We start from the raw sequence: 24,102 nt of genomic DNA, 5'->3' as shown, positions 1-24,102 counted from the left end.
TTGGTTGACGTTCGAGTGGACCTGGTCGGGGCGACAGGATTCGAACCTGCGACCTCCCGCTCCCAAAGCGGGCGCTCTACCAAGCTGAGCTACGCCCCGTGACTGGGCCAGGTGTCCGCGCACGCCCGAGGGCACGCACGACCGCGACGAGTCTAGCGGTCCCCCGCTGCCTGGTTCCCGGGCGGCGTGCCGTGTGTGGACGGTTCCTGTCCGGCGCTGCGTCGGAGACCCTGCCGCCACCGCACCCCGACGACGACCTGCACCCCGAGTGCGGCGACCATGAGCGCGACCCCGAGGACGATCCGCCAGACGTGCAGCAGCGCGTGCCAGGGCTGGGACTGCGGGTCGCCGAAGACCTCGGGACGGAGCGAGAACACCACGGCGGCGACCGCGAGGAGCACGAAGGAGAGGACCCGGGAGCGCTTGATGCGGCGCGTGTCGGAGCCGTCCGGCTGCGGCAGCACGTTCGATGGCATGTCGGGGGCCGTTCGTCCGCTACGATGGTGGCGCTGCGGACTCGTGCCGCAGTGCGGGGATGTAGCTCAATGGTAGAGCCCCAGTCTTCCAAACTGGCCACGCGGGTTCGATTCCCGTCATCCCCTCCACGTCCTCTTCACGGCTTCGAGCTGGCGCGGCGCCGAAGCTCGATTTCCGTCATCCCCTCCACACCGTCGTCGGGATCAGGCGGTCGTCTTCGTCAGGCCGTGCTCGGTCTTCTCCCAGTAGTGCGGCCGGGTGATCAGCTGCCACAGTCCCTTGTACGCGGCGACCGAGTGCAGGATCCAGTAGAGCGGGTTGAGCAGCGCCCAGCCCATCAAGTCGAACCGCCCGCGCTTGTACGGCCCCATCATCGTCAGGTAGATCATCGTGGCGTTGCCGAGCAGGAAGTCGAGCACGCAGAGCCACAGGACGGGCGCCGGGAACAGCGGCGCGGTCCAGTCTCCCGGCAGCAGCAGCGTCGCGATCGTCACGAGGACGCCGGGCAGCATCCCGAGGAAGGTCAGCGGGGTCCCCGCGATGAGCAGGGCGAACGCCGCCGCCCGACGCGGCCCGATCTCGCGGACGAGCGCCCGCGGCCGCCGCGCGTGCACGAGGGCGGTCTGCATGTAGCCCTTGATCCAGCGGGAGCGCTGCCGGACGAAGTTCGGGATCGAGGTGTTCGCCTCCTCCATCGTCGTGGAGTTGACGACGGCGACGCGGTACCCGACGGCGGACGCCCGGATGCCGAGGTCGGCGTCCTCGGTCACGTTGTACGGGTCCCACCCGCCGAGCTCGCGGAGCAGGTCGGTGCGGAAGTGGTTCGACGTGCCGCCGAGCGGGATCGGCAGCTGTCGTGCGTCGAGGCCGGCGAGCATGTAGTCGAACCAGTACGAGTACTCGAGCGTGAACATGCGCGTGAGGGCGTTCTCGTCGGCGTTGAAGTAGCTCAGCGCCGCCTGCACGCACACGGTGTCGTCCCCGGCGCGGTCGAAGGTCAGGAACACCTTCTTGAGCTGGTCGGGGTCGGGACGGTCCTCGGCGTCGTAGATGACGACGTACTCCCCCTGCGCGATGGCGAGGCCGACGTTGCACGCGCGGGGCTTCGTCTGCGGCGATCCCGGCGGCACGATGACGATGCGCATCCACTCCGGCGGTGCCGCGTCGATGACGGCCTCGCGGGTCTCGTGGTCCTCGGCCTCGACGAGCACGAGGACCTCGAGCCGGTCCTTCGGCCAGTCGAGCACCTCGAGGTTCCGGACGAGGTCGTGCACGATGTTCGCCTCGCGGAAGACGGGCACGAGCACGGTGTACGTCGGCAGGGCGTCGTCGTCGAGGGCCGCGACGTCCTCGACCGACACCTGCTCGACCAGGTCGAAGCGGGCGCCGACCATCGAGACCCAGAACTTGAAGAGGATGCCCGCCAGGAAGCCGAGCGAGAGCACCGCCGTCGCGATCGCGACCGTGCTGCCCGGTGCGAGGACGAGGCACACCGCGAACAGGAGCAGGGCGACCGCACCGCCGACCCGTTGTCCACGTGAGAGGACGGTCCGTGCGGACAGCGCCGGGTTCGTCCGTGCGAGGCCGTGCGCGGCGAGGTCGGCGACCTCCTCCTCGAGCTCGTACGCGATGCGCTGCCGGACGTCCGCCTCGGACGCGCTGCGGAGGACGACGGGCTCGCCGAACTCCTCGGTGAGCGCCGCGCGGAGGACGTCCGGGTCGGACCGGCCGCTGGTCAGGACGAGGACGCCCTCGCGGATGCGCGCGGACGCGACCCAGCCCTCCTCGACGTGCCGCTGCACGGAGCACCGGTGCAGCGGTCGCCAGTCGACCTCCTCGCCGCGGTGCCGTCCGGTCGGACCGACCACGACGGCCCGGTCGGCGTCCAGGACGGACCGCTCGGCCCCGTCGGCGTCCAGGGGCGGCCGCGGAGCGACGGCGGTCACCGGGTCACCACCGCGACGACGGCGTGCATCCACTCGACGACGACCTGGCGTTCGGAGGCAGCGGCCCACGCGAGCGGGACCTGGAGGACGGCGAGGACGACGACGAGGGTGCTGGTGACCCGGCCCTCGACCGGCGGCAGGATCGCGATCGCGACGCTGAGCATCGTGACGAAGACGTTCCCGGCGGTCGCGACCGGCACGAGCCCGATCGCGTACCCGCCCACGGTCCCGACGAAGAGCGCCGCGACGAGCCCGATCGCGCCGGGTCGGCGGACGAGCAGGGCCAGGGTGGCGCCGGCGACGAGCATCGCCACGAGGAGCAGGCCGTCCGCCGTGGCGAACAGGTGGCGCAGACCGTCGAGTCGTTCCTCGGACACACTGATCGTCCCGCGCAGTGCCGCGAACGGGTCGTGGAGCACCATCAGGTCCAGGACGGCCGTCGAGAGTGCGACGGCGAGGCTCGGGAACACCAGGACGAGCACGTTGGCCCGCCGGATGCCCCGTTGGTCGTGCCGTGCCAGGTCGAGCAGCGGTGCCGCGAGCGCCGCGATCCCGACGTAGACGAAGCCCATCGGGTCCACCAGCGTGGACAGCATCAGCGCGAGGCCGGCACGGAAGCCCGCCTGCGTGTCCCCCCACGCGAAGAACCGCACCATGTCGACGACGGCCAGGGCGAAGAGGGCGATGCCGAGGAACGCCTGCAGGTCGTCGAGCGCGAGGAAGGCGTACAGCGGGTTGGCGCCGAGCGCGACCGTGAACGCGACGACCTCGCGCATGCGCAGGCCGCGGCGCAGCATGTCCTGCGCGAGGAGCTGGAGCAGCACACCGGCGACGACCCCGCCGAGCACCGCGGCACCCTGCACACCGAAGGGCATGAAGCGCAGGAGCACCCCGGAGAGCAGCGGCCAGAGCTGCCCGATGGCCTGGACCACGCCACCGTCGAGCGCGGCCGTCGCCCGGTCGAAGGTGACCTGGTTGCCGGTCAGCCCGAGGGACGGCGTCGTCGTGATGTGCGACGCCACCAGCGCGAGGACCACGTAGGGCAGCGCGAAGGCGGCGCGGAGCAGCCACCGGACGGCGAGGGACGGCAGGGGCCGCAGCGGTGCGGGTGCCGGCACCGCACCGGTCGGCGCCGGGTGCGGGCGGGAGAGCGTGACGGTCATGCGGCTCCTCCGGGTGAAGCACGCAGGGGTGTCCTGCACCGTCCATTCCACCCCGTGTCCACGGAGCGCGACAGCCCACGAACGGGGTACAGACTTGTCCCCCTCACGGACGACACGAGGCGCCGGACGCGCTCTGGCGCCCACTGCACGCGCGACGTCGACACGCCCACCCGAGGGCTGCACCCCGCGCTGACCGCACGTCCGACTTGACGCCGGTTCGAACACACGTTCGAATACCCGTGTGGGACGGCGTCGCGAGAACCGGTGGCAGCCCCCGGAGCACCCGGAGGTCGAGCGCCCGCGTGCCTACTCCCTGTCGGAGGAAGCGCGCGGACCGGACGTCTGCCACGCCGTCACCCCCGCCCCCGTGTGGGCGTGGATCCAGTTCCCGACCTTCCACATCCGCGTGAAGGGCTTCGCGAGGAGCTGGACCCGCGACGCCGTGCTCGTCGAGTGGGCACAGTTCGGCCAGCAGGCCGACGCCTGGGTCTGGCGGTCCGCCGTGAAGCACCGCACGCTCCGAGCCGACCTGGCGGCACGGCATCCGGGGAACGCACCGCATTGACTTCCACCCGCATCACGAGGATCGTTCTGCCCGTACTGCTTCGCCGAACTACACGATCATCGAGAAGTTCGACGGCGACGACCCGACGGAAGGAGGCACGATGATGAAGAAGAACGAGGTGCCGTCCTGGGTCGCCCACGTGCTCACCCCGCCGGAGGTCATCGCGGCCTACGTCGAACGCCGGATCAACGATCCGGCCCTGCTGTCGGGTGTGCAGTCGGAACCCACGTACGCGGACTTCCTGCGCGCCGAGTAGGCGGTCGGCCGGGAGGCACGACGGACGTCCCCGACGTCAGGGAACCTGCCCCGCGCCTCCCGTCCGACCCGCGTCCGGTCGCGCGCGACCGCGTCGCGCCGACAGCGTGACCCCGATGCTGGCCACGCTCACGCACGCGAGGGCGACGACCTCCTGCGCCGCCAGCCCCTCGTGCAGCACCACCAGGCCCGCCAGGGCCGCGATCGCCGGCCCCAGGCTCTGCAGCACCCCGAACACCCGCGTCGGCATCCGGCGGAGGGCGAGCATCTCGAGGGCGTACGGCAGCACGGTCGACAGCAGGGCGACCCCCGCGAAGACGAGCAGCAGCGACGGGTCCCCGACCACCCCGTCGACGGCCGGACGCAGCCCGGTCGGCAGGGACACGAGCATCGCGACGACCATCGACACCGCGAGCCCGTCGACCCCGGGGATCGCCGCACCGACGCGTCGGTTCATGACGATGTAGCCCGCCCAGCACGCGGCGGCGGCGAGTGCGGCGACGACGCCCCCGACCGCGGTGACCGCGGCCGGGCCGACGCCGAGCAGCACGACCCCGGCGAGCGCGAGCGCGGCCCAGGTCACGTCCCGCCAGCGTCGGGTGTGCGCGAGCGACAGGGCGAGCGGCCCGAGGAACTCGATCGTCACGGCGACGCCGATCGGGATGCTCGCGAAGGCCGCGTAGATGAAGACGTTCATCCCGCCGAGCGCCAGGCCGAGCAGCACGGCGGCGGTCCACTGTGCTCGGGTCCAGTGCCGGACGCGCGGGCGGACGACGAGCACGAGCACGACCGCGCCGATGACGAGCCGGAGCGACGCGGCGCCGACGGAGCCGACCTCGTCGAAGCGGGTCTTGGCGAGTGCGGCACCGATCTGCACCGAGAGCATCGCGGTGAGCGCGAGGAGCGGCGCGGGGACGCGGATCACGGTGCGGTCGCCACGTGTCGGGTCAGCCGAGGTACGCGAGCACGGCGAGGACGCGGCGGTGGTCCTCGCCGGTGTCCTCGAGGGCGAGCTTGCCGAAGATGCTCGAGACGTGCTTCTCGACCGCGCCGGTGCCGATCACGAGCGCGCGGGCGATGGCGGCGTTCGTGCGGCCCTCGGCCATCAGCCCGAGGACCTCGCGCTCGCGGGGCGTCAGGGCGGCGAGCGGGTCCCGTCGGCGGCCCATGAGCTGCGTGACGACCTCGGGGTCGAGCACGGTGCCGCCGGCGGCGATGCGGCGGACGGCGTCGTCGATCTCCTCGAGCCGGGTCACGCGGTCCTTGAGCAGGTACCCGATGCCCGTCGCCCCCGCGGCCAGGACGTCCTCGGCGTAGGTGGCCTCGACGTACTGGGACAGCAGCAGGACCCCGGTGCGCGGTGCGGCGCGGCGGGTCTCGACGGCGGCGCGGACCCCCTCGTCGGTGAAGGTCGGCGGCATCCGGACGTCCATCACGACCACGTCGGGGGCGTCGTGCGGCAGCGTGGCGAGGAACGCGTCGGCGTCGGCGTACTGGCCGACGACGTCGATGCCGGCCTCGTCGAGCACCCGGGCGAGTCCCTCGCGCAGGAGCACGGCGTCGTCGACGACGACGGCCCGGATGCGTGCTGCACCCGGGCCGTCGCTCATGCCGACCAGCCTAGTGGGAGCGGTCGCGCCTGCCGTGGCGTCGGACAGCTCCCCCGCGCCGTCAACCGCGGGCGATGGGGACGCCGTTCAGGGCGCCGAGCGGGATCCGGGCGGTCGCCTCGGTCGGGCCACCCTCGGGGCTGTTCACGAGGAGCTCGCCGTCGAGGGCGCGCATCCGGCCCATCAGGCCCTCGATGCCGTGCCCCTCCTGCGGTCGTGCGCCGCCCCGGCCGTCGTCGGTGACGCTGACCGTGAGGTACCAGAGGCCCGAGGCGTCGACGATCAGGCCGAGGTAGACACCGGCCGTCGAGGCACCGGCGTGCTTCGTCGTGTTCGTCAGGAGCTCGCTGACGGTGAAGTACACGTTGCGCTGGATCTCCGTCGCGAGCTCGAGTCCCTCGGGCAGGCGGACGTCGAGCCCGACGGGGATCGGCGTGCGGGCGACCAGGGCCTCGAGCGCGGCGACCAGGCCACGGTCGAGCAGGATCGGCGGTGCGAACCCCCGGGACAGGGCGCGCAGCTCGTCGAGGGCGTCCTGCGCGTGCTCGGTCGCCTCGCCGATGAGCTGCTTCGCCTTCTCCGGGTCGCGGTCGAGGGCGCGCTCGGCAGCCGCGAGGTCCATCCGCAGGCGGACGAGGCGCTGCTGCGGGCCGTCGTGCAGGTCGCGCTCGATCTGGCGCAGCGCCTGGCCCTCGGCCGTCACGGCTCCGGCACGGGAGGCCTGCAGCCCGGCGACGCGCTGCTCGAGCTGCTCCGCACGGAAGCCGCCGAGCAGGCCGAGGTCGATCCAGTAGTGGGCGAGCACGGAGCCACGTGCCCAGAGGGGCAGGAGCGCCACCGATGCCGCCATCGAGAGCAGGCCGAGGAGTCCGACCGCGAGCAGCGCGCCGCTGTCGGAGCTGGGCAGGTACATGCCGCCCACGCCGAGGAAGCCCCACGCGACGGCGACCACGAACGGCCACGCGAACCCGGCGAGGAGTACGACACCGGCCCCGACCGTCACGAGCGCCGCGAGCGGGTACACGACGGCCGCGTGCAGCAGGTACAGCCAGTAGTGCGGGTTCGCCACCGCGGACCCGGTGCGCGTCCACCAGTTCTGCTGCCACCGTGGTGTCCAGTCGACCGGGCGGATCGGCCGGGGGTCGGCCCACCCGATGCGGGTCTTCTCGAACTGCCCGAGCCACCGCGCCACGAACAGCGCGATGAAGAACATCAGGAGCACGAACGGGTTGAACAGGTCGCGCAGGCCCCGGCCGAACAACGCCGCGGGGAACGCCGCGTACAGCGTGCAGAGCAGCACGGCCGTCAGCGCCATGTAGCCGAAGTCCCGCGGCAGGCGACGCCAGGCCTCGCGGTAGAACCGGCCCGCGGTCATCCCGGAGCCAGCGCCGTTCCCGCTCCCGTTCCCGCTCCCCGGGGCTGCCGCGGCGGCGAACGGCGGCTGCCCCGGAGCAGGGGCGTCTCCCGCCGTCGGCGTGGCGCTCCAGCCCGAGGGCGCCGCCGCGAGGCGCGGGTCGGGCGTGCGGGGCTGCTCGGGCATCGGCTTCGTGGCTCCCTGGTGCACGGCACCGTCGAGCGGGACGGTCTGTGCACGATCGGCGGCGTGGTCGTCCAGCGGGACGGTCTCGGCCTGGTCGAGGCGGTCGGTGTCGGTCATGGGTCCAGCCTCTCGGAGCCCGTCCCCGCGTCCCATCCTGCCGTCTCCCGGATCGGGGGTGGGGTTGTCCCCACCCCCTGCGCCCGTCGCACCGTCAGACGAGGGCGGCGGCGACCTCCGGCGACTCCTCGGGCACCGACCACGGACGGTGCGTCATGCCGCTGTCCCCGCGGAACGACACGACGGTGCCGTCCTCGTCGCGCGCGTAGGTGATGCGCTCGTCCACCGAGCCGAAGCGGTTCCCCGCCGCCATCACGAGCGTGTCCTCGTCGACGACCCGGAGGCGCACCGGGGACTCGGTCGGCACCGGCTGGGTCGGGTCGATCGCGAGCAGCCGGTCCCCCACCCGTGCGACGTCGGTGATGCCCTCGAACGTCGTGAACCGTCCCGTGTACCGGTCGGTGTCGACGCCCTCGGGCAGCTCGGGACCGGGAGCCTGCTCGTCGGCCGCGGCGTCGAGCAGGTGCACGATGCCCGTCGCGAGCATCCCCGCCGGGCCGGTCGCGCTGCTCGTCAGGACGGAGACGACGAGCGACGACGCCGGGTCGAACACCGTCTGGGTGATCTGTCCGGGGAACCCGCCGGAGTGCCCGCGCACCTCCCGCCCACCGATCCGGTCGACGATGAACCCGGCGCCGTAGCCGCGCGCGGCCGGGTCGGTGTCGAGCGCGCTCCACGCCTTCCGCTGCGCCAGGCGCTTCGCGTGGTCGGACAGCAGCGAGCCCCGGCCGGGCACGTGCGCCGAGAAGTACCGGACGAGGTCGGACGCCGTGCCGTGGAAGCCCGTCGCCGCGGCGAGCGCCCCCGTCGTGACGTGCGGGACGCGCTGGCGGGTGCGGGCGGTGTGCAGACCGGTGTAGCCGACGACGAAGTCGTCCTCGCGGGCCGGGTCGTACTCCGGCCCGGTCCCGGTCAGCCCGAGCGGCTCGACGATCGCACGCCGGACGTGCTCCGCGTAGGTCGTGCCGGTGACGGCCTCGACGACGAGCCCGAGCAGGCCGTAGCCGAGGTTCGAGTAGTTGAAGGCGGACCCGACGGGCACCTTCGCGCCGCCCTCGACGACGAGCGCGACGAGCTGGTCGACGTCCGGGAACGGGTGGTCGAGCGCCCAGTGGTCACCGTCGGCACCGTCGCGGACGACCCCGGCGCCCATCTCCATGAGCTCGCGGACGGTCGCGTCGGCGATCGGCGACCCGGCCTCGACCAGGGCGGGGACGAACGACCCGACGGTGTCGTCGAGCCGCAGCGCGCCGGCGTCGGCGAGCTGCAGCAGTGCGGTCGCGGTGAAGGTCTTCGAGTGCGACGCGATCCGGAACAGGTCCGTGGTCGTCAGGCGCCGTCCGGCCTCGACGTCCGCCCAGCCCCAGGCCGCGGAGAACAGCACCTCGTCCTCGAAGCCGATCGCGACCTGCACGCCGGGGAGCCGGAGCTGCCACACCTTGTAGTCGATCCACTCACGGACGTAGGGCAGGACGGACTCGTACGCGGCGCGCTTCTCCATGCCGACCAGCCTCGCATGTGCCACGCTCGTCGCATGCGGCACACACCTCACTTCCTGATGACCGACGTCGACGAGGTGCGACGCCTGATCGACGGACATCCGTGGGCCACGATCGTGTCGCACACCGCCGCCGGGCTCGTCGCCTCGCACTACCCGTTCCTGCTCGAGGCGACCGGGCCGGACGACGACCCCGACGAGATCGTCCTCGTGTCGCACGTCGGCCGGCCGGACGAGGTCGCGCACGAGCTCGGACAGCACGAGGTCCTCGTCGTGTTCCAGGGCCCGCACGGCTACGTCTCCCCCGCCTGGTACCCGCCGGAGCAGTTCGTCCCGACCTGGGACCACGTGACGGCGCACTGCTGGGGGACGCCGGAGATCCTGTCCGACGACGAGAACTTCCGCGTGCTCGGCGAGCTCGTCGACCACTTCGAGCGGGTCATGCCCGAGCCGGTCTCGCTCGACGTCGATCCCGGGACCGCCCGCCGCGTGGCGAAGGGCACTGTCGGCATCCGCATCCGGGTCGCCCGGTTCGACGCCCGCGCGAAGCTCTCGCAGAACAAGGCTCCCGAGGTCGTCGAGCGGATCGTCGCGGGACTCCGCGGCGACGGCCCCTACGCCTCCCCCGCGCTCGCCGACGCCGTCGAGCGCGCGCAGGCGGGACGACAGGACGGACGGGAGGCATCGTGACCGACGTCCTGCTCCGCACCGTCCGCCGGGTGGGCACCTCCGGCGCACCGTGCGACGTCCGCATCGTCGGTGGCCGCATCGAGGCGGTCGCGCCCGCCGGCACACTCGACCCGCCGCCCAGCGTCGACGCCGACGTCGTGGAGACCGACGGCGCGTGGCTCGGCCCGGGCCTGGTCGACCACCACGTGCACTTCGACCAGTGGGCCCTGGTCCGCCGACGCGTCGACGTGTCCGCCTGCACGTCGGCGGAGGCGACCGCCGACGCGCTCGCCGCGGTCGCACGTACCGGGGTGTCGGACCTGGTGCTCGTCGGCCACGGCTACCGCGACGGGACCTGGCCCCGCCCCGCACGACGCGAGCTGCTCGACGGGGCCGCACCGGGCCTCCCGGTCGTCGTCATCAGCGCCGACCTGCACGCCGTCTGGTGCAACGCGCTCGCGCTCGCCCACTGCTCGGCGCTCCTCGGACGGCCGCTCGCGGCCGGTGACGACGGGGTGGTGCGCGAGCAGGACGCCTTCGACGTGACCGCGGTGCTGTCCCGGGCCCCTGATGACGTGCTCGACGGCTGGGTGGCCGAGGCGGTCGACGCGGCGGCCGCCCGCGGCGTGACCCGTGTCGTCGACCTCGAGATGGTCTTCGGACTCGACCGCTGGACCCGGCGGGTGCACGCGGGGACGGACGGCCTGCGGGTCGACTCCGGCGTGTACCCGGGCGAGCTCGACGCGGCGATCGCCCGTGGCCTGCGCACCGGCGACGTCGTGGACGGCACCCGTGGGCTGGTCCGGATGGGTCCGTTCAAGGTGATCACCGACGGCTCGCTCGGGACGCGGACCGCCGCGATGACGTCGGGTGAGGGCGTGCTCGCGTACCCGTTCGAGGACCTCGTCGCGATGGTCCGGCGCGCGGTCGACGCCGGGCTCGTGCCGGCCGTGCACGCGATCGGCGACCGGGCGAACACCCTGGCGCTCGACGTGTTCGAGGCCGTGGGCGCGCGGGGCAGCATCGAGCACGCCCAGCTGCTCGTCGACACCGACGTCGACCGGTTCGCCCGGCTCGGGGTCGTGGCGTCGGTGCAGCCGGAGCACGCGATGGACGACCGGGACATCGCCGACCGGTACTGGGCGGACGTGACCGACCGGGCCTTCCCGTTCGCGTCGCTGCACCGGGCGGGGGCCGAGCTCCGGCTCGGGTCGGACGCTCCCGTGGCGCCGCTCGACCCGTGGGTGTCGATGGCGGCCGCGGTCGGGCGGGACCGCGACGGCCGCGCGCCGTGGCACCCCGCGGATCGGCTGTCCGCGCTCACCGCGTGGCGCGGCTCGACCGAGGGCGGACGCGTCGGCGTCGCGGTGGGCGACGTCGCCGACGTGGTGCTGCTCGCGGCGGACCCGCTGGCGGTCGCCGACTCGGCGGCGCTGCGGCACGCCGAGGTGCTCGGCACCGCGGTCGCGGGGCGGTTCACGCACCGCGACCTGTAGCCGACGCCCCTACTTCTGGTCCTTCGGGCACCAGTAGAGCTTGCGTCCGGCCATGTCCGCCATCCGGATCTCGGTCCCGCACACCCGGCAGGGCTCCCCCTCGCGGTGGTACACCCAGTGGCGGTCCTTCCGCGAGCGCACGGCCTTGGCGTGGTCGGCCTCGGACAGGTCGTCCATGGTCAGCATGAGGCCGTCACGGACCCCCGCGTGCAGCAGCTTCGACCAGTCCTGCCAGAGCGCCTTCGCCTGCTTGACGGTGATCTTCTTGCCGGGCTTGTACGGGTCGATGCGCTGCCGGAAGAGCAGCTCGGCGCGGTAGATGTTGCCGATGCCCGCGACCACGGCCTGGTCCATGAGCAGCTGCCCGATCGCGACGTTGCGCTTCCGGACGTTGTCGACGAAGGTCTTCTCGGCCTCCGGGCCGTCGTCGTTGATCGGGTCCGGTCCGAGCTTGTCGAGCGCACGCTGCACGCCGGCCGGGTCCTCGACGACGCAGGCGGTCGGGCCGCGGAGGTCCGCGACCGTGTCCTCGGTCAGGATGCGGACGCGCACCTGGCCGACCGGGTCCGGCGGGAAGGACTCGATCGGGTCCTCGGCCTTCTCCTGCTCGGCCATCCGGTACCGGGCGAGCCGCGGGGCGCCGATCGACGACAGCGACTCCTCACCGTCGCCGTCCTCGGACAGCGCCTCGGCGGACGAGATCACGCCCGCGAAGTCCCACGCGCCGTAGAGACCGAGGTGGACGCGCAGGAACAGGTCGTCCTCGAACTCCAGGAACATCTGCTTCGCCACGGCACGGGCGGCGATCATGCGCTTGCCGTCGAGCTGCGCGGCGCCGGCGGCGAACCGCCCCTGCGGGCTGGAGACCTCGCAGCGCTTGCCGACGAAGTGCCGGGAGAACTGGTTCGCGATGCGGTGGACGGAGTGACCCTCTGGCATCGGTCCTGTCTACCCGGACTACTCGTCGATCTGCTTACCGGCGATGTGCCCCGTCGTCTCGTACTCGGCCAGCTGCGCGATGCGGCGAGCGTGACGCTCCTCGCCGGAGAACGGCTCGGCGACGAACAGGTCGACGAAGCGCATCGCTTCGTCCTCGGTGTGCTGCCGCGCGCCGATCGAGATGACGTTCGCGTCGTTGTGCTGGCGGGCGAGGAGCGCGGTCGACTCGTTCCAGACCAGGGCGGCGCGGATGCCCTCGACCTTGTTCGCGGCGATCTGCTCACCGTTGCCCGAGCCGCCGAAGACGACACCGAGCGCCTCGACGCCCGCGCGCTGGTCCTGCACGACGGCGTGCGCGGCGTTGATGCAGAACGAGGGGTAGTCGTCGAGCGCATCGTACTCGGTCGGACCGTGGTCGACGACCTCGTGCCCCGCCTCGGTCAGGTGCTGGGCGAGGGTCTTGTTGAACTCGAGGCCGGCGTGGTCCGTTCCGAGGTGGATGCGCATGGCTCCGATCCTATTCCCGGCCCCGCGCGGCCCGGACCACCACCACGACGTACCGCACGGGCTCCGCGCCCGGGTTCCGGTAGACGACGTCGGCGGGTTCGCCGAGCTCGATGCGGTCGCCGGCACTCAGTCGCGTCGGCACGTCGCCGACGACGACCTCGAGCACGCCGTCGACCACCCAGATGCAGTGCCGCAGGAACGCGTAGGCGGACGCCGGGTACGCCACCTGCGCACCGGCCGGGAGGCGCACCTCGGTGACGTCCGCGGGGAAGTCGGCACTCGAGACCGGACGACGGCGGTACCCGGTCTCGGGATCGGTCCAGGAGTCGGCGGTCGCGCCGCGTTGGACGCCGCGCGCCTCGTCGGGATCGGTCGCCCGGGGCACCTCGTGGTCGAGTGCCTCGTCGAGGAGCTGCGAGATCGTGAGCCCGAAGGCACCGGACAGCCTGCCGAGGATGGTCGCCGTCGGGCTCGACACACCGCGCTCGACGCGGTTGATCATCGCGCGGGAGACGCCGGACTCCTCGGCGAGCTCGGTCAGGCTCCACTTCCGTTCGGTCCGCAGACGCTGCAGCCGCTCCCCCAGGCGGCGCTGGTCGGCGTCGTCCGGGTGCTCGGCACCGGGTTCCGTCGCCGGCTCGACGTCGTCTACGATCTGAGACATGGCGACAGCATATGCGACGGAGTCGACGGCGCCGGTCACGGTCCGGGACTGCGAGCCGCGCGACCTCGACGTCGTGCACGCCCTGCACGTCGACGCCGTGCTGCACTCGACGGCGATCTGGCAGGAGGAGCCGCACCCGCGGGAGTACTTCGACGGGTGGCTCGCCGAGCGTCGTGCCGCCGGACTCCCGGTGCTGGTCGCCGAGCTCGACGGGGTCGTCGCCGGCTACGTCACCTACAGTGCGTTCCGGCCACACCAGGGGTACCGCCACACGGTCGAGCACAGCGTCTACGTCGTGCCGACGTTCCGCGGACGGGGCGTCGCGACCGTACTGATGGACGCCCTCGTCGCACACGCCCGCGCGGCGGACGTGCACGTCGTGATGGCCGGCATCTGCTCGTCGAACACGGGCTCGATCGCCCTGCACGAGCGGCTCGGGTTCGTCACCGTCGGGGTGCTGCCCGAGGTCGGCCGGAAGTTCGACCGGTGGCTCGACCTGACGCTCATGCAGTTGCGCATCGCCTGACGCGCACGATCCGGACGTCACTCGTCGCCGGGGAGCGGAACCTCGATCGGCGGTGGAGACGGGCGGAACGCCGGGGCGGTGTCGCCGTGAACGACGGCACGATGGGTGGCGAACCAGTCCCACGCGACCGCTTCCTCGGCTTCCGCGGGGCTCTCCGCGAGGCAGTCGTTGCACCGCGCGTGCCACCCCTCGTCGTCGTGCCAGCGGTGCGGGTGTCCCTGCGGCACCCAGTTCGGCGACCACGTGACGTCGAAGGCGTAGACGATCTCGGCGGCGACGCCCCACGCCACCTTGCGCAGTGCAGCGTCCTCGATGCCCTGCTCCCACGACAGCCAGCCGTTCCGGAGTTCCTCGAAGACGTTGTCGGCCAGGAGCTCGTGGTGCCGGTTGTCCCACGCATCACTCGACGAGCGCACGACGACGGCCGGGTCGTCCGAGGGGACCGACGGCGTAGCGGTCTCGGTGCTCGTCGGCGCGGCCGGCTGCGCGCTCGCACCGTGCGTCCGTGCGTATCGCTCGCCCTCGGGCGCGTTCATGAGCCACAGCGTCGCGGCGAGGTCCTCGTCGGACTCGCCGACTCCCGGCGCGCTCACGTACCGGGACCGCAGCGTGGCGACCTGGTCCGCGATCGTCCGGTCGGTCTCGACGAACGCCAGCACGCCCTGTGCCCGCACGAACATGCCGCTCTGCAACAGCCCTCGCCGGAGTCCGACCTCCAGGGCCCGGAGTGCCATCGCGCGAGCGGCGACGGGATCCGGCTCGTGGTCGGTGCGGGCGAGCCGGTGCACGGCACGGAGGTCGGTGGCGCACCCGTTCACGCCGAACTCGAGGACGTCGAGGAGGAGGCGTTCCTCGGGCGTCCGCGGTGCAGGCTCGGCGCTCGGTGGAAGGCCTTCGTCGCGCCGGACGCTGCGCCGCTGCACCTTCGGGTCCTCGGCGTCGGAGGGTGGGATCACGTCGATGTACTGCTCGTGATCGGGCAGCGGCTCGCGGAGCGCTGCGATCGAGCCGTCGGGCATCTCCCGCACCTCGACGGTCGGGAACGCCACGTACTGCAGGTCTGCGTCAGACAACGACCATGTCCCCGTTCGGCTCGATGACGTTCCCGTCGGCATCCCAGATCCCGTCGTCGTCCGCTACCGGGTCGAGACCGGCCCGGAGGCGTCGGTCTCGTTCGTGCTCGAACAGCGCATCGCCGGCCGGAGTGTTCAGCAGGTAGCACGGCCAGAACGGCACCGCCCCTCCTTCCGGCTCGATCGTGTAGGTCGCGGCGACGCGCTGCACGATCTCATCTGGAGTGCCGCGCCATTCGTCCCATCCGGCTCGACCAGGTCCGTTCGACTCGTAGTTGCCGACTGTGACCAACCCCTTCAGGAGCAGTGTCCGGAGCAGCCCGAGGATCCAATCGCGTGTGTCCTCCGGGTCCCGCTTCCGCTCGATCCCGACGTCTGTACTCCAGTCCCAGAGGTTCTCACCGGTGCCGTTGGAGACGGTCGCGAGGACGTAGTAGGTCAAGTCGTTCATCAGTGTCCTTCGGGAAGCGCATCGTGTGGAAGCTCGTGTAGGGCCCTCCGAATCTGCTTCAGAGAACGACCTTGTCCCCGTTCGGCTCGATGACGTTCCCGTCGGCGTCCCAGATCCCGTCGAAGTAGTGGTCCACGTGCGCATCCGGGTCGATACCCGCTGCCTCGCGCCGACTTCGTTCGGCCGCGTAGAGATCCATCCCGCGAGGAGTGTCGGTCGCGAAGACGTTCCAGAGCGTGTCGGTCGTGCCGTAGCGTGCGTCAGCACGCTCGAGACGTTCCTCCAGAGGTCCGTCCCAGTTCGACCACCTCCCACGCCCGTCCTCATCAGGTTCGAGAGATCCAAGACCCATGATGTCCTGCTCGACCGAAGCCCGGATCCAGCCGAGCACGCGGGAGCGAGTGGTCGCGTCGTCCTCGCCGGTGCGGTAGGCGATGGGCACGTGCCATCCGTAGAGGTCCGTACCCAGACCGTCCGCGACGTCGGCGAGGAGTTGGTAGGTCAGTTCGTTCATCGCGCGTCCTCTGGTGGGTTCACGGGTCAGCGTCAGACGACGATCTCATCACCGCGTGTGTCGATGACGGTCCCGTCGTCGTCCCAGACGTTCCGAAGCCGTGGCACCGTGTCCCGACCTTCGGACAGACGCCGGGCACGTTCCCGCGCGTACAGCTCCGAGCCGTGCTCCGTCCTCATCAGGTAGCAATCCCAGAACTGCACCTCGTCAGGCTGGACGTCAACGGTGTAGATCGCGGCGACGCGTTCGACCAGGGACTCGGGATCGCCGGGCCACGGTCGCCAGACGGCTCTGCCAGAGTCGCCGTCCTCGAAGTTCCCGACCGACACCAGATCGCCTTCGAGGAGCTGCTGAAGCCGTCCGAGGAGCCACGAGCGGGTGTCCTCGAGAGGGCGATGGCGACCCTTCTCGACGTTGCCGGACCACGCCCAGAGGTCGTCTCCCGTCCCGTCTTCGACACTGGCGAGGCAGTAGTAGGTGAACTCGTTCATCGTCAGCCCTCCGGTAGAGCGTCATCAGGAAGATCGTGCGGACCAGGTCGATCGACGCGCTCTGGCAGGTGTACCTTCACGTTCTCCCACTCCGACGACTTCGGGTTGTGCACCTCGACCACTGGTCCCCCGGTTCCGCTGTCGCGCCGGTACTGCACCCTCGTACCATCCGGAAGAACCACCTGGATGCGATCTCGAGCGGCCCCGGTGACGAGCTTCCCGCCACGACTCAGGTCACGCCAGGCCGCCACGACCTCTTCGGGCGTGTCCACCTCTCGGTGCGGCTCGGTCTTCCCCGGACGACCGACCGAACGGATGTGCTCGTTCGCCTCGGGCCCGGTCATCGGCCCGACCGCATCCGTCATGATGCCAGCGCCGCCGGCGACCTCGCGCGGCCTGCCGGTGATGGGGTCGTGCACCCACGACCAGGCATCGGCGTCGGCCTGCGCCATCCGCTGCCGCATCGCGTCCGCGGGAGTCTGCTTCGCGGTGTCGCCGCTCAGTCCGAAGAGGATCCCGAGGAGCCCGAGCGCGGACGCTCCGGCGGCCGCACTCCCCGCCCCGGCGGCCGTGCCCCCGGCCGCGCCGAGCCACGGCCACGGGAACTGGAACGGCGTCGAGGGGAACCCCGGGAGCGGCATCGGCGCCACGAGACTCGCGGTGCGGACATCGGTCGCGTCGGTGGCGAGTCCGTCCGTCGAGTCTCCACCGTCGATCCGACGGATGCGCGAGGCGAGGTCCCGCTGCCACTCGCGCCACTGCTCGTTCCACGCCCGCACCGCCGATCGGAGCGCGGTGTCCTCGGCGGCGAGGCCGGGGACCTCCCGCCACGGCGTGGTCGACGCCGGCGGGTCGACGAGCGCCGCGTCGTGCTGTGCGACGGCGTGCCCGATCCCGTCCGTGAAGGAGGCGATCCGTTCCGCCAGCACGGCCCGTCGAGAGCGGAGGTCGGCGAACTCGAACGAGGCCCCGTCGAGCAGCCGGTGCAGGGCCGTGACGCTGTCGGCCAGGCCGTCGGCTGCGTCGCTGGACCGGCGGGTCATCGCGGGCATCGCCTCGCTCACACCGTGCATCGCGAAGGCGGACGGCATGGCCGCCCAGGACCGCTCGCCATCCGTGGCAGCGGTCCGGACGCGCTCTGCGGCAGCGCTCGCCGCACCGGCCGCGGCCACGACCGCGGCCATGTCGAGACGGATCTCGTCGAGGAGCCCCGCGCTCACCGGCGCACTCACCGGACGGCGCCCCGCTCGGCCCGGACGGCCATCTCCGTGTCTGCTTCGTCCACCGCGGCCAGGGCGACCCGGCCGACCGCGCTCACCGCCGCGAGGTGCGCACCGATCCGCGGTGCGGTGGCCGACCGCGCAGCGGCGAAGGACGCGACGGCCGAGGCGACGACGTCCGAACCGCTCGCTGCCGAGGTGACCGCATCGAGCCCCTCGGTCAGGGCCGCTGCCCGTTCGGCGACCTCGGACGCCGCGTCGCGGACGTCCGCGACCGTCTGTTCGGTCATCCCCCGGTCGACCCGGTACTGCTCCCCCATCGAGACCCCCGTGCTCGTGATGTTTCAGCGTTCAGTCAGCACCGTAGCAGACGGGAGGTGCGGCGCGGGGCCGCACCGTGCCTCCCGTCCGCCCGCTGGTCGCGTCCGCGACGCGGGTCGGGCTACGCGACCGTGTCGAAGATCGGGCCGACCGTCCGCGAACGCTTGAGTTCGAAGAAGCCGGGGTACTTGGCGACGGCCACGACGCCGTCCCACAGGTCGAGCGCCTCCTGGCCCTTCGGCGCCGGGGAGATGACGGGACCGAAGAAGGCGGCGCCCTCGACGGCGATGACCGGGGTGCCGACGTCCTGACCGACGCGGTCGATGCCGTCCTGGTGGCTCGCGCGGACAGCCTGGTCGACCTCGTCGGTCCAGGCGTACTCGAGCAGGTCCTCGTCGAGGTCGAGTTCGCGGAGGACGGCGGGCACGACCTGGTCGGGGTCGGACTCCTGGCGGTGGTGGACGTGCTCGCCGAGCGCGTCGTACAGCGGCTTGACGATGTCCTGGCCGTGGCGGAGCAGCGCGGCGGTCACGATGCGCGGGTAGAGCTGCCCCTTGTGGATGCGCTCCCGGTACTCGTCGGGGATGTCCTGGTCCTCGTTCAGGACGAACAGGCTCATCACCCGCCAGGTCACGTCGATCGGGCGCTGCCGCTCGACCTCGCCGACCCAGCGGCTGGTCATCCAGGCCCACGGGCAGTTCGGGTCGAACCAGAACTCCACAGCGGTACGAGCGGTCTCGGTGTTGTCCACAGTCGTCTCGGTCACGCTGCGAGCGTACGCGCGCTCGCTAGGCTGATCCCATCGTCCCGACGGCGCACGACGCCTGCCGGGATCCCCTCACCGCGGACATCGATCGTCCGCGCCGCAAGCGAAGTTGGAGCGTCCGTGCCCGGAGAGAACCTCACCAGAACCGAAGCCCAGGAACGCGCCGCGATCGTCGACGTGCAGACGTACGACGTCGAGCTGGACCTGACCCGCGGGGCCGAGACCTTCGGCAGCACCACGCGCGTCCGGTTCACCGCGACGGCCGGTGCCTCGACCTTCATCGACGCGATCACGAAGACCGTGCACTCGATCACACTGAACGGCACCGCGCTCGACGTCGCGGCCGTCAACGACGGCGTCCGGATCCAGCTCGACGACCTGCAGGAGCAGAACGAGCTCGTGGTGGTCGCCGACGCGATGTACACGAACACGGGCGAGGGCCTGCACCGCTTCGTCGACCCGGTCGACGACGAGGTGTACCTGTACTCCCAGTTCGAGGTCCCGGACTCCCGCCGCATGTTCGCGGTGTTCGAGCAGCCCGACCTCAAGGCCGAGTTCACCTTCACCGTCACGGCGCCGGCCCGCTGGCAGGTCGTCTCGAACTCCCCGACGCCCGAGCCGCACGTCGACGGCGAGGTCGCGACCTGGGCGTTCACCCCGACCGCGAAGATCTCGAGCTACATCACGGCGCTCGTCGCCGGCCCGTACGAGGTCGTCCGCGACGAGCTCACGAGCCGCGACGGTCGCACCATCCCGCTGGGTGTCTTCGCGCGGCGCTCGCTCGCCGAGTACCTCGACCCCGAGTACGTCTTCGAGACGACGAAGAAGGGCTTCGCCTACTACGAGGAGAAGTTCGACGTCCCGTACCCGTTCGAGAAGTACGACCAGCTCTTCGTGCCGGAGTTCAACGCCGGCGCGATGGAGAACGCGGGCTGCGTGACGTTCACCGAGACCTACGTGTTCCGGTCCAAGGTCACCGATGCCATCAAGGAGCGCCGGGTCGTCACGATCCTGCACGAGCTCGCGCACATGTGGTTCGGCGACCTCGTGACCATGAAGTGGTGGAACGACCTGTGGCTGAACGAGTCGTTCGCCGAGTGGGCGTCGACCATCGCCACGGCCGAGGCCACCGAGTGGACCGAGGCGTGGACCACGTTCCAGGCGATGGAGAAGTCCTGGGCCTACCGCCAGGACCAGCTCCCCTCGACGCACCCGATCGTCGCGACGATCAACGACCTCGAGGACGTCCAGGTCAACTTCGACGGCATCACGTACGCCAAGGGCGGTTCCGTCCTCAAGCAGCTCGTGGCCTGGGTCGGCATCGACGCGTTCTTCGCGGGCGTCTCGGCGTACTTCAAGAAGCACCACCACTCGAACACCGAGCTCCGTGACCTGCTCGTCGAGCTCGAGGCGACCAGCGGCCGCGACCTGTCCGAGTGGTCGAAGCTGTGGCTCGAGACCGCCGGCGTGAACACGCTGCGCCCCGAGATCGAGGTCGACGAGTCCGGCATGATCACGTCGTTCGCCGTGCTGCAGGAGGCCCCCGCCGACCACCCGACGCTCCGCCCGCACCGTCTGGCGATCGGCGTGTACGGGTTCACGACGGACGAGTCGGCTCCGTTCGGTGCCGACACCGCATCGGCCGGCGGCAAGCTCGAGCGCACGCACCGCGTCGAGATCGACGTCGACGGCGCCCGCACCGAGGTCCCCGAGCTCGTCGGCGTCCACCGCGGCGACCTCGTGCTCCTCAACGACGACGACCTGGCGTACGCCAAGATCCGTCTCGACGAGCAGTCCCGCCGCACCGCGATCGAGCACCTCGCCTCGATCGCGAACCCGCTGGCCCGCTCGATCGTCTGGGGTGCGATGTGGGACGCCACGCGCGACGCCGAGTCGCCCGCGAGCGACTACGTCCGCCTGGTGCTCGGCAACATCGCGACCGAGACCGAGTCGACGACGATCCGCACCACGCTCTCGCAGCTGCTCCTGAGCGCGCGCAGCTACGTCGCGCCGGCGAAGGTCGACACCACGGTCCGCACCGTCGGCGACACGCTCTGGCAGCTGGCGTCCTCGGCCGAAGCCGGGTCCGACGCCCAGTTCCAGTTCGTGAAGTTCTTCGCGCAGATCGCGTCAACGCCGGAGCACGTGGCGACGCTGCAGGGCCTGCGCGACGGTTCCGTCACGCTCCAGGGCCTGGAGATCGACACCGACCTGCGCTGGGAGCTGCTCGAGGGCCTGGTGCTCGCCGGCGCTGCCGGCGACGCCGAGGTCGACGCCGAACTCGCGGCCGACAAGACGGCCTCGGGTGAGCAGGCCGCCGCCCGGGCGCGCGCGACGATCCCGACCGCCGAGGGCAAGCTCGCGGCGTTCTCGTCGCTCGTCGACTCGTCCGAGGCACCGAACGCGATCGTCCGGCAGACGACCGTCGGGTTCCAGCACACCAACAGCCCGGTCGTGCTCGAGGGGCTCGTGTCGAAGTACTTCGACGTGCTGACGCGCATCTGGGCCGAGCGGAGCTACCACATCGCCGACACGATCGTCAGCGGGCTCTACCCCGCGCCGCTCGCGTCGGTCGAGCTCCGTGACGCCGCGAACGCGTGGCTCGAGGCACACCCGGAGACCCCGGCGCTCCGCCGCATCGTCTCCGAGAACCTCGCGGGCACCGAGCGTGCGCTGCGGGTCCAGGCGGCTGACGCCTGATCTCAGCGCTGCGGTCGAACTGAGGGCGGGGCCTCGGTGATCCTCAAGGGTCACCGAGGCCCCGCCCTCTAGCATCGTTCGGATCATGAACTCGGCAGCGAACACGACCGACGACGTCCCCGCCTGGATGTCGAACACCTTCACCCAGTTCGTCGAGACCTGGCACGTGCCGATCGTGATCGTCGTGACGATCATCGCGGCGATCCTCGTGCGGCTACTCCTGCGCCGCGTCATCAAGGGCGTGGTCGACCGGGTGGTGAACGGCGCCAAGCGTCGTCAGAACGTCGACGACACCCAGGCGCTCATCGCTTCTCCGGTGCAGACCGCGCGCGTGGTGCAGCGGACGCGGACGCTCGGCAGCGTGCTCGAGAACCTGGCGACCGTGGCGGTTGTCATCATCGCCCTCGCCGTGATCATCCCGCAGGTCTTGCCGAACGCCGCAGTGGGGATCGTCGGTGGCGCGTCCCTCATCGCCGCGGGCCTGGCGGTGGGTGCACAGAGCATCGTGAAGGACCTGCTGTCGGGCGTGTTCATGATCCTCGAGGACCAGGCGGGCGTCGGTGACGTCGTCGACACCGGGCAGGCCACCGGCGTCGTCGAGAACGTGGGCCTCCGCGTCATGCAGATCCGCGACGTGAACGGCATCCTGTGGTTCGTCCCGAACGGGCAGATCCTGCGCGTCGGCAACCTCTCGCAGGGCTGGTCGCGCGTCCTGGTCGACATCACCGTGCCGTACGACACCGACATCGACGCCGTGCAGGACGCCCTGCTCCGCGCCGCGGTGACGATGTCGCAGGAGCCCCGCTGGCGGCAGCGCATCGTGGAGAAGCCGGAGATCTGGGGCCTGCAGTCCGTGTCGGACGCGGGCATGGTGTTCCGCCTCGTCGTGAAGACCCGCGCCTCCGAGCTCGACGTCGTCGGACGCGAGATGCGCGTGCGGCTCAAGCGCGCCGTCGACGAGCTCGGCATCACGCTGCCCGCGATGGCGATGATCATGCCCGAGGGGTGGGAGAACGCCACGTCGATCAACGGGCTCCGCTCGGTCCGGACGCAGCCGACCCCGGCGCCCACGAAGTCCCGAGGGGGCAAGCGTGGGAACCTGTTCGGACGGGCGATCCGCACGGACGACCAGGACCGCGGGCAGGAGCCCGGGAAGGACCACCAGTGAGCGACCTCACCCCTCCGACACGGGGCGGCGGCGTGCCGGCACAGCCGATCACGCTCCGCGTCGGCGAGCACGGCACCAGCGCCACGGGTTCCCTGTACGAACGGATCGGCGGCGCACCGACCTTCGACCGGCTCGTCCGCCGCTTCTACGAGGGCGTGCAGCGGGACGAGGTCATCTGGCCGATGTACCCGGCAGACGACCTCGAGGGTGCGATCTGGCGGCTCTCGGCGTTCCTGCAGCAGTACTGGGGAGGCCCCGGCACCTACAGCGAGGAGCGCGGGCACCCAAGGCTCCGGATGCGGCACAACCCGTTCCGCATCACGTCCGAGGCGCGGGAGCGCTGGCTCCACCACATGCACGATGCCGTCGAGTCGCTCAGCTTGGCGCCCCTCGACGAGGCCGAACTGTGGGCGTACCTCGACCGGGCCGCCCACGCGATGACGAACACGTTCGACTGACCGTCCCGTCTCGGCCCGGCCACGGACGGGAGGCGCGTGGCGGGCCCGCCACGGGCCTCCCGTCCGCCCCGGGGCGGGACTACCGGACGGACGGCCCGTCCGCCAGCTCCTCGACCAAGGACGGTCGGGTCGGGTTCCAGCCGAAGGCGGCACGCGCATGCGCCCCGGACGCCTCCTGGTGCAGCAGCAGGGCGTCGGCGAACGTGCGGCCGAGCCGTCGCCGGCTGTCGTCGGCGCTCTCGGCGACGACCGGCGAACCGTGCGCGCCCGCCTCCGCGATCTCGCGCACCGTGGGGTTGTCACCCGTCGCAGCGACGACGTAGCCGTCCTGCTCGGCGCGCTGCACGGCGAGGACGTACAGCTCGCCCAGGTCGTCGACGTGCACCGTCGTCCACCGCTGCGACCCGTCGCCGACCAGGCGGACCTCGTGTTCCCCGTCCCCGACGAACATCATCGGGATCCCCGCGCCGCGGCCGTACACGATGCCCGGTGCGACGATGGTGGTCCGGGCCGCACTCGCGCGCACCCGCGCTTCGATCGGAGCGCGCCACGCCGTCAGCTCCGGCGGGTCGACGGGCGACTGCTCCGAGATGTCGGTGGAGTCACCGAACGTGAAGATGCCGCCGGTGTGCACGAACGGCTTCGGTGTACCGGACAGGGCGTCGATCACCGTCGCCGTGAAGTCGGGGTCCACGGACTCGGCCGAGGCGGTGTGGACGACGGCGTCGCTCTCGTGCGCGAGGCGACGGACGAGGTCGGTGTCGCTGAGGTCGCCGACGATCGCCTGCCCGCCGGCGTCGCGGACCGCCTGCGCCTTCTGGTCGGAGCGGACGACCGCCGTGACCTCGTGCCCGTGGGCGACGAGAGCGCGGAGGACTGATGACCCGATGTAGCCGGACGCACCGGTGAGGAAGACGTTCATGACGCAACCCAACCACTCCGATCGTGGTGCCGGGTGGACGTCAGGG

General features: G+C 71.6%; 26 protein-coding genes and 2 tRNA genes. 9 read left to right on the top strand and 19 right to left on the bottom strand.

The annotated features are described in order from the left end of the window. Positions 1-22: 22 nt before the first annotated feature. Positions 23-99, bottom strand: a tRNA-Pro gene (locus ABIC52_RS04530). Between the two features lie 53 nt (positions 100-152). Then, the gene (locus ABIC52_RS04525; RefSeq protein WP_209677911.1) at positions 153-476 is read right to left on the bottom strand and encodes a hypothetical protein; all 324 of its coding nucleotides are present in this window, start codon (positions 474-476) and stop codon (positions 153-155) included. Between the two features lie 55 nt (positions 477-531). Here ABIC52_RS04525 and ABIC52_RS04520 point away from each other — a divergent pair. After that, a tRNA-Gly gene (locus ABIC52_RS04520) sits at positions 532-605 on the top strand. A 75-nt stretch (positions 606-680) separates the two neighbouring features. Here the strand turns inward: ABIC52_RS04520 and ABIC52_RS04515 are convergent. Together ABIC52_RS04515 and ABIC52_RS04510 are read right to left on the bottom strand one after the other, a co-directional pair. After that, the gene (locus ABIC52_RS04515) at positions 681-2,423 is read right to left on the bottom strand and encodes a glycosyltransferase (RefSeq protein WP_354026723.1); all 1,743 of its coding nucleotides are present in this window, start codon (positions 2,421-2,423) and stop codon (positions 681-683) included. Beyond that, on the bottom strand, positions 2,420-3,586 hold the full coding sequence (locus ABIC52_RS04510; RefSeq protein WP_354026722.1) for a hypothetical protein: 1,167 nt from the start codon (positions 3,584-3,586) through the stop codon (positions 2,420-2,422). Before ABIC52_RS04510 ends, ABIC52_RS04515 begins: the two co-directional genes overlap by 4 nt. Before the next feature lie 241 nt (positions 3,587-3,827). On the opposite strand from ABIC52_RS04510, the gene ABIC52_RS04505 reads away from it, so the two are divergent. Together ABIC52_RS04505 and ABIC52_RS04500 are read left to right on the top strand one after the other, a co-directional pair. After that, positions 3,828-4,151 (top strand): hypothetical protein, encoded by a 324-nt coding sequence (locus tag ABIC52_RS04505; protein ID WP_126892100.1) that lies wholly within the window; start codon positions 3,828-3,830, stop codon positions 4,149-4,151. Between the two features lie 100 nt (positions 4,152-4,251). Continuing rightward, positions 4,252-4,407 (top strand): hypothetical protein, encoded by a 156-nt coding sequence (locus ABIC52_RS04500; RefSeq protein ID WP_153257446.1) that lies wholly within the window; start codon positions 4,252-4,254, stop codon positions 4,405-4,407. A 36-nt stretch (positions 4,408-4,443) separates the two neighbouring features. On the opposite strand, the gene ABIC52_RS04495 is transcribed toward ABIC52_RS04500, so the two are convergent. The 4 genes from ABIC52_RS04495 to ABIC52_RS04480 all read right to left on the bottom strand — a co-directional run bounded on the left by ABIC52_RS04495 (position 4,444) and on the right by ABIC52_RS04480 (position 9,174). After that, entirely contained in the window at positions 4,444-5,331 is an 888-nt protein-coding gene (locus tag ABIC52_RS04495; RefSeq protein WP_209677883.1) for an EamA family transporter, read from the bottom strand. 22 nt (positions 5,332-5,353) lie between these two features. After that, complete coding sequence (locus tag ABIC52_RS04490; RefSeq protein WP_354026721.1) at positions 5,354-6,016, bottom strand: response regulator transcription factor; 663 nt, start codon at positions 6,014-6,016, stop codon at positions 5,354-5,356. A gap of 61 nt (positions 6,017-6,077) precedes the next feature. Continuing rightward, positions 6,078-7,673, bottom strand: coding sequence for a sensor histidine kinase (locus ABIC52_RS04485; protein WP_354026720.1), 1,596 nt, complete (start codon positions 7,671-7,673; stop codon positions 6,078-6,080). A gap of 94 nt (positions 7,674-7,767) precedes the next feature. Beyond that, the gene (locus ABIC52_RS04480; protein WP_354026719.1) at positions 7,768-9,174 is read right to left on the bottom strand and encodes a serine hydrolase domain-containing protein; all 1,407 of its coding nucleotides are present in this window, start codon (positions 9,172-9,174) and stop codon (positions 7,768-7,770) included. A gap of 33 nt (positions 9,175-9,207) precedes the next feature. Here ABIC52_RS04480 and ABIC52_RS04475 point away from each other — a divergent pair, with 33 nt between their 5' ends. After that, positions 9,208-9,861 (top strand): FMN-binding negative transcriptional regulator, encoded by a 654-nt coding sequence (locus ABIC52_RS04475; RefSeq protein WP_161972655.1) that lies wholly within the window; start codon positions 9,208-9,210, stop codon positions 9,859-9,861. After that, positions 9,858-11,336, top strand: a complete 1,479-nt coding sequence (locus ABIC52_RS04470) for an amidohydrolase family protein (RefSeq protein ID WP_354026718.1) — start codon at positions 9,858-9,860, stop codon at positions 11,334-11,336. The genes ABIC52_RS04475 and ABIC52_RS04470 overlap by 4 nt, the downstream gene beginning before the upstream one ends. 9 nt (positions 11,337-11,345) lie before the next feature. Here the strand turns inward: ABIC52_RS04470 and ABIC52_RS04465 are convergent, their stop codons facing one another. The 3 genes from ABIC52_RS04465 to ABIC52_RS04455 are packed head-to-tail and all read right to left on the bottom strand — an operon-like array spanning position 11,346 to position 13,446. Next, a complete protein-coding gene (locus ABIC52_RS04465; protein ID WP_250366535.1) occupies positions 11,346-12,275 on the bottom strand; it encodes an Fpg/Nei family DNA glycosylase in 930 nt (309 codons plus the stop codon). An 18-nt stretch (positions 12,276-12,293) separates the two neighbouring features. After that, the gene (locus tag ABIC52_RS04460) at positions 12,294-12,782 is read right to left on the bottom strand and encodes a ribose-5-phosphate isomerase (RefSeq protein WP_058725512.1); all 489 of its coding nucleotides are present in this window, start codon (positions 12,780-12,782) and stop codon (positions 12,294-12,296) included. Between the two features lie 10 nt (positions 12,783-12,792). Then, on the bottom strand, positions 12,793-13,446 hold the full coding sequence (locus ABIC52_RS04455; RefSeq protein ID WP_126891776.1) for a helix-turn-helix domain-containing protein: 654 nt from the start codon (positions 13,444-13,446) through the stop codon (positions 12,793-12,795). On the opposite strand from ABIC52_RS04455, the gene ABIC52_RS04450 reads away from it, so the two are divergent. After that, positions 13,445-13,972 carry a GNAT family N-acetyltransferase gene (locus ABIC52_RS04450; protein WP_354026717.1) on the top strand — a complete coding sequence of 176 codons (528 nt, stop codon included), beginning with the start codon at positions 13,445-13,447 and terminating at the stop codon, positions 13,970-13,972. The two genes, ABIC52_RS04455 and ABIC52_RS04450, sit on opposite strands and share 2 nt — an antisense overlap. A gap of 17 nt (positions 13,973-13,989) precedes the next feature. Here the strand turns inward: ABIC52_RS04450 and ABIC52_RS04445 are convergent, their stop codons facing one another. The 7 genes from ABIC52_RS04445 to ABIC52_RS04415 all read right to left on the bottom strand — a co-directional run bounded on the left by ABIC52_RS04445 (position 13,990) and on the right by ABIC52_RS04415 (position 18,808). After that, positions 13,990-15,045, bottom strand: a complete 1,056-nt coding sequence (locus ABIC52_RS04445; RefSeq protein WP_354026716.1) for a hypothetical protein — start codon at positions 15,043-15,045, stop codon at positions 13,990-13,992. Next, a complete protein-coding gene (locus ABIC52_RS04440; protein ID WP_354026715.1) occupies positions 15,038-15,496 on the bottom strand; it encodes a hypothetical protein in 459 nt (152 codons plus the stop codon). The genes ABIC52_RS04445 and ABIC52_RS04440 overlap by 8 nt, the downstream gene beginning before the upstream one ends. Positions 15,497-15,554: 58 nt before the next feature. Continuing rightward, on the bottom strand, positions 15,555-16,010 hold the full coding sequence (locus ABIC52_RS04435) for a hypothetical protein (RefSeq protein ID WP_354026714.1): 456 nt from the start codon (positions 16,008-16,010) through the stop codon (positions 15,555-15,557). 32 nt (positions 16,011-16,042) lie between these two features. Continuing rightward, on the bottom strand, positions 16,043-16,501 hold the full coding sequence (locus tag ABIC52_RS04430; RefSeq protein ID WP_354026713.1) for a hypothetical protein: 459 nt from the start codon (positions 16,499-16,501) through the stop codon (positions 16,043-16,045). Positions 16,502-16,503: 2 nt separating this feature from the next. Further along, on the bottom strand, positions 16,504-17,721 hold the full coding sequence (locus tag ABIC52_RS04425) for a hypothetical protein (RefSeq protein ID WP_354026712.1): 1,218 nt from the start codon (positions 17,719-17,721) through the stop codon (positions 16,504-16,506). A gap of 8 nt (positions 17,722-17,729) precedes the next feature. Continuing rightward, the gene (locus ABIC52_RS04420) at positions 17,730-18,011 is read right to left on the bottom strand and encodes a hypothetical protein (protein ID WP_126891781.1); all 282 of its coding nucleotides are present in this window, start codon (positions 18,009-18,011) and stop codon (positions 17,730-17,732) included. A 152-nt stretch (positions 18,012-18,163) separates the two neighbouring features. Next, positions 18,164-18,808, bottom strand: coding sequence for a mycothiol-dependent nitroreductase Rv2466c family protein (locus ABIC52_RS04415; protein ID WP_435526063.1), 645 nt, complete (start codon positions 18,806-18,808; stop codon positions 18,164-18,166). A 120-nt stretch (positions 18,809-18,928) separates the two neighbouring features. Here ABIC52_RS04415 and pepN point away from each other — a divergent pair, with 120 nt between their 5' ends. The 3 genes from pepN (at position 18,929) to ABIC52_RS04400 (ending at position 23,134) form a co-directional block, all read left to right on the top strand. Then, on the top strand, positions 18,929-21,508 hold the full coding sequence (pepN, locus tag ABIC52_RS04410) for an aminopeptidase N (RefSeq protein WP_126891782.1): 2,580 nt from the start codon (positions 18,929-18,931) through the stop codon (positions 21,506-21,508). A gap of 85 nt (positions 21,509-21,593) precedes the next feature. After that, entirely contained in the window at positions 21,594-22,676 is a 1,083-nt protein-coding gene (locus ABIC52_RS04405; RefSeq protein ID WP_126891783.1) for a mechanosensitive ion channel family protein, read from the top strand. Beyond that, complete coding sequence (locus ABIC52_RS04400; protein WP_435526062.1) at positions 22,673-23,134, top strand: globin; 462 nt, start codon at positions 22,673-22,675, stop codon at positions 23,132-23,134. The genes ABIC52_RS04405 and ABIC52_RS04400 overlap by 4 nt, the downstream gene beginning before the upstream one ends. Positions 23,135-23,213: 79 nt before the next feature. Here ABIC52_RS04400 and ABIC52_RS04395 read toward each other — a convergent pair whose 3' ends face one another. Next, entirely contained in the window at positions 23,214-24,056 is an 843-nt protein-coding gene (locus ABIC52_RS04395; protein WP_354026711.1) for an NAD-dependent epimerase/dehydratase family protein, read from the bottom strand. Positions 24,057-24,102: the final 46 nt, after the last annotated feature.

It is taken from the genome of Curtobacterium oceanosedimentum (genome assembly GCF_040545555.1).
Taxonomy (GTDB): domain Bacteria; phylum Actinomycetota; class Actinomycetes; order Actinomycetales; family Microbacteriaceae; genus Curtobacterium.
The sequence above is the reverse complement of the archived record's forward strand: the minus strand, read 5'-3'. Positions and strand labels throughout refer to the sequence as shown.

Coding starts and splice junctions, on each gene's coding strand:
- ABIC52_RS04525 (WP_209677911.1), bottom strand. CDS start 476: ATGCCATCGAACGTGCTGCCGCAGCCGGACGGCTCCGACACGCGCCGC.
- ABIC52_RS04510 (WP_354026722.1), bottom strand. CDS start 3,586: ATGACCGTCACGCTCTCCCGCCCGCACCCGGCGCCGACCGGTGCGGTG.
- ABIC52_RS04500 (WP_153257446.1), top strand. CDS start 4,252: ATGATGAAGAAGAACGAGGTGCCGTCCTGGGTCGCCCACGTGCTCACC.
- ABIC52_RS04490 (WP_354026721.1), bottom strand. CDS start 6,016: ATGAGCGACGGCCCGGGTGCAGCACGCATCCGGGCCGTCGTCGTCGAC.
- ABIC52_RS04485 (WP_354026720.1), bottom strand. CDS start 7,673: ATGACCGACACCGACCGCCTCGACCAGGCCGAGACCGTCCCGCTGGAC.
- ABIC52_RS04480 (WP_354026719.1), bottom strand. CDS start 9,174: ATGGAGAAGCGCGCCGCGTACGAGTCCGTCCTGCCCTACGTCCGTGAG.
- ABIC52_RS04475 (WP_161972655.1), top strand. CDS start 9,208: ATGCGGCACACACCTCACTTCCTGATGACCGACGTCGACGAGGTGCGA.
- ABIC52_RS04465 (WP_250366535.1), bottom strand. CDS start 12,275: ATGCCAGAGGGTCACTCCGTCCACCGCATCGCGAACCAGTTCTCCCGG.
- ABIC52_RS04460 (WP_058725512.1), bottom strand. CDS start 12,782: ATGCGCATCCACCTCGGAACGGACCACGCCGGCCTCGAGTTCAACAAG.
- ABIC52_RS04450 (WP_354026717.1), top strand. CDS start 13,445: ATGGCGACAGCATATGCGACGGAGTCGACGGCGCCGGTCACGGTCCGG.
- ABIC52_RS04455 (WP_126891776.1), bottom strand. CDS start 13,446: ATGTCTCAGATCGTAGACGACGTCGAGCCGGCGACGGAACCCGGTGCC.
- ABIC52_RS04440 (WP_354026715.1), bottom strand. CDS start 15,496: ATGAACGACTTGACCTACTACGTCCTCGCGACCGTCTCCAACGGCACC.
- ABIC52_RS04435 (WP_354026714.1), bottom strand. CDS start 16,010: ATGAACGAACTGACCTACCAACTCCTCGCCGACGTCGCGGACGGTCTG.
- ABIC52_RS04430 (WP_354026713.1), bottom strand. CDS start 16,501: ATGAACGAGTTCACCTACTACTGCCTCGCCAGTGTCGAAGACGGGACG.
- ABIC52_RS04420 (WP_126891781.1), bottom strand. CDS start 18,011: ATGACCGAACAGACGGTCGCGGACGTCCGCGACGCGGCGTCCGAGGTC.
- ABIC52_RS04405 (WP_126891783.1), top strand. CDS start 21,594: ATGAACTCGGCAGCGAACACGACCGACGACGTCCCCGCCTGGATGTCG.
- ABIC52_RS04395 (WP_354026711.1), bottom strand. CDS start 24,056: ATGAACGTCTTCCTCACCGGTGCGTCCGGCTACATCGGGTCATCAGTC.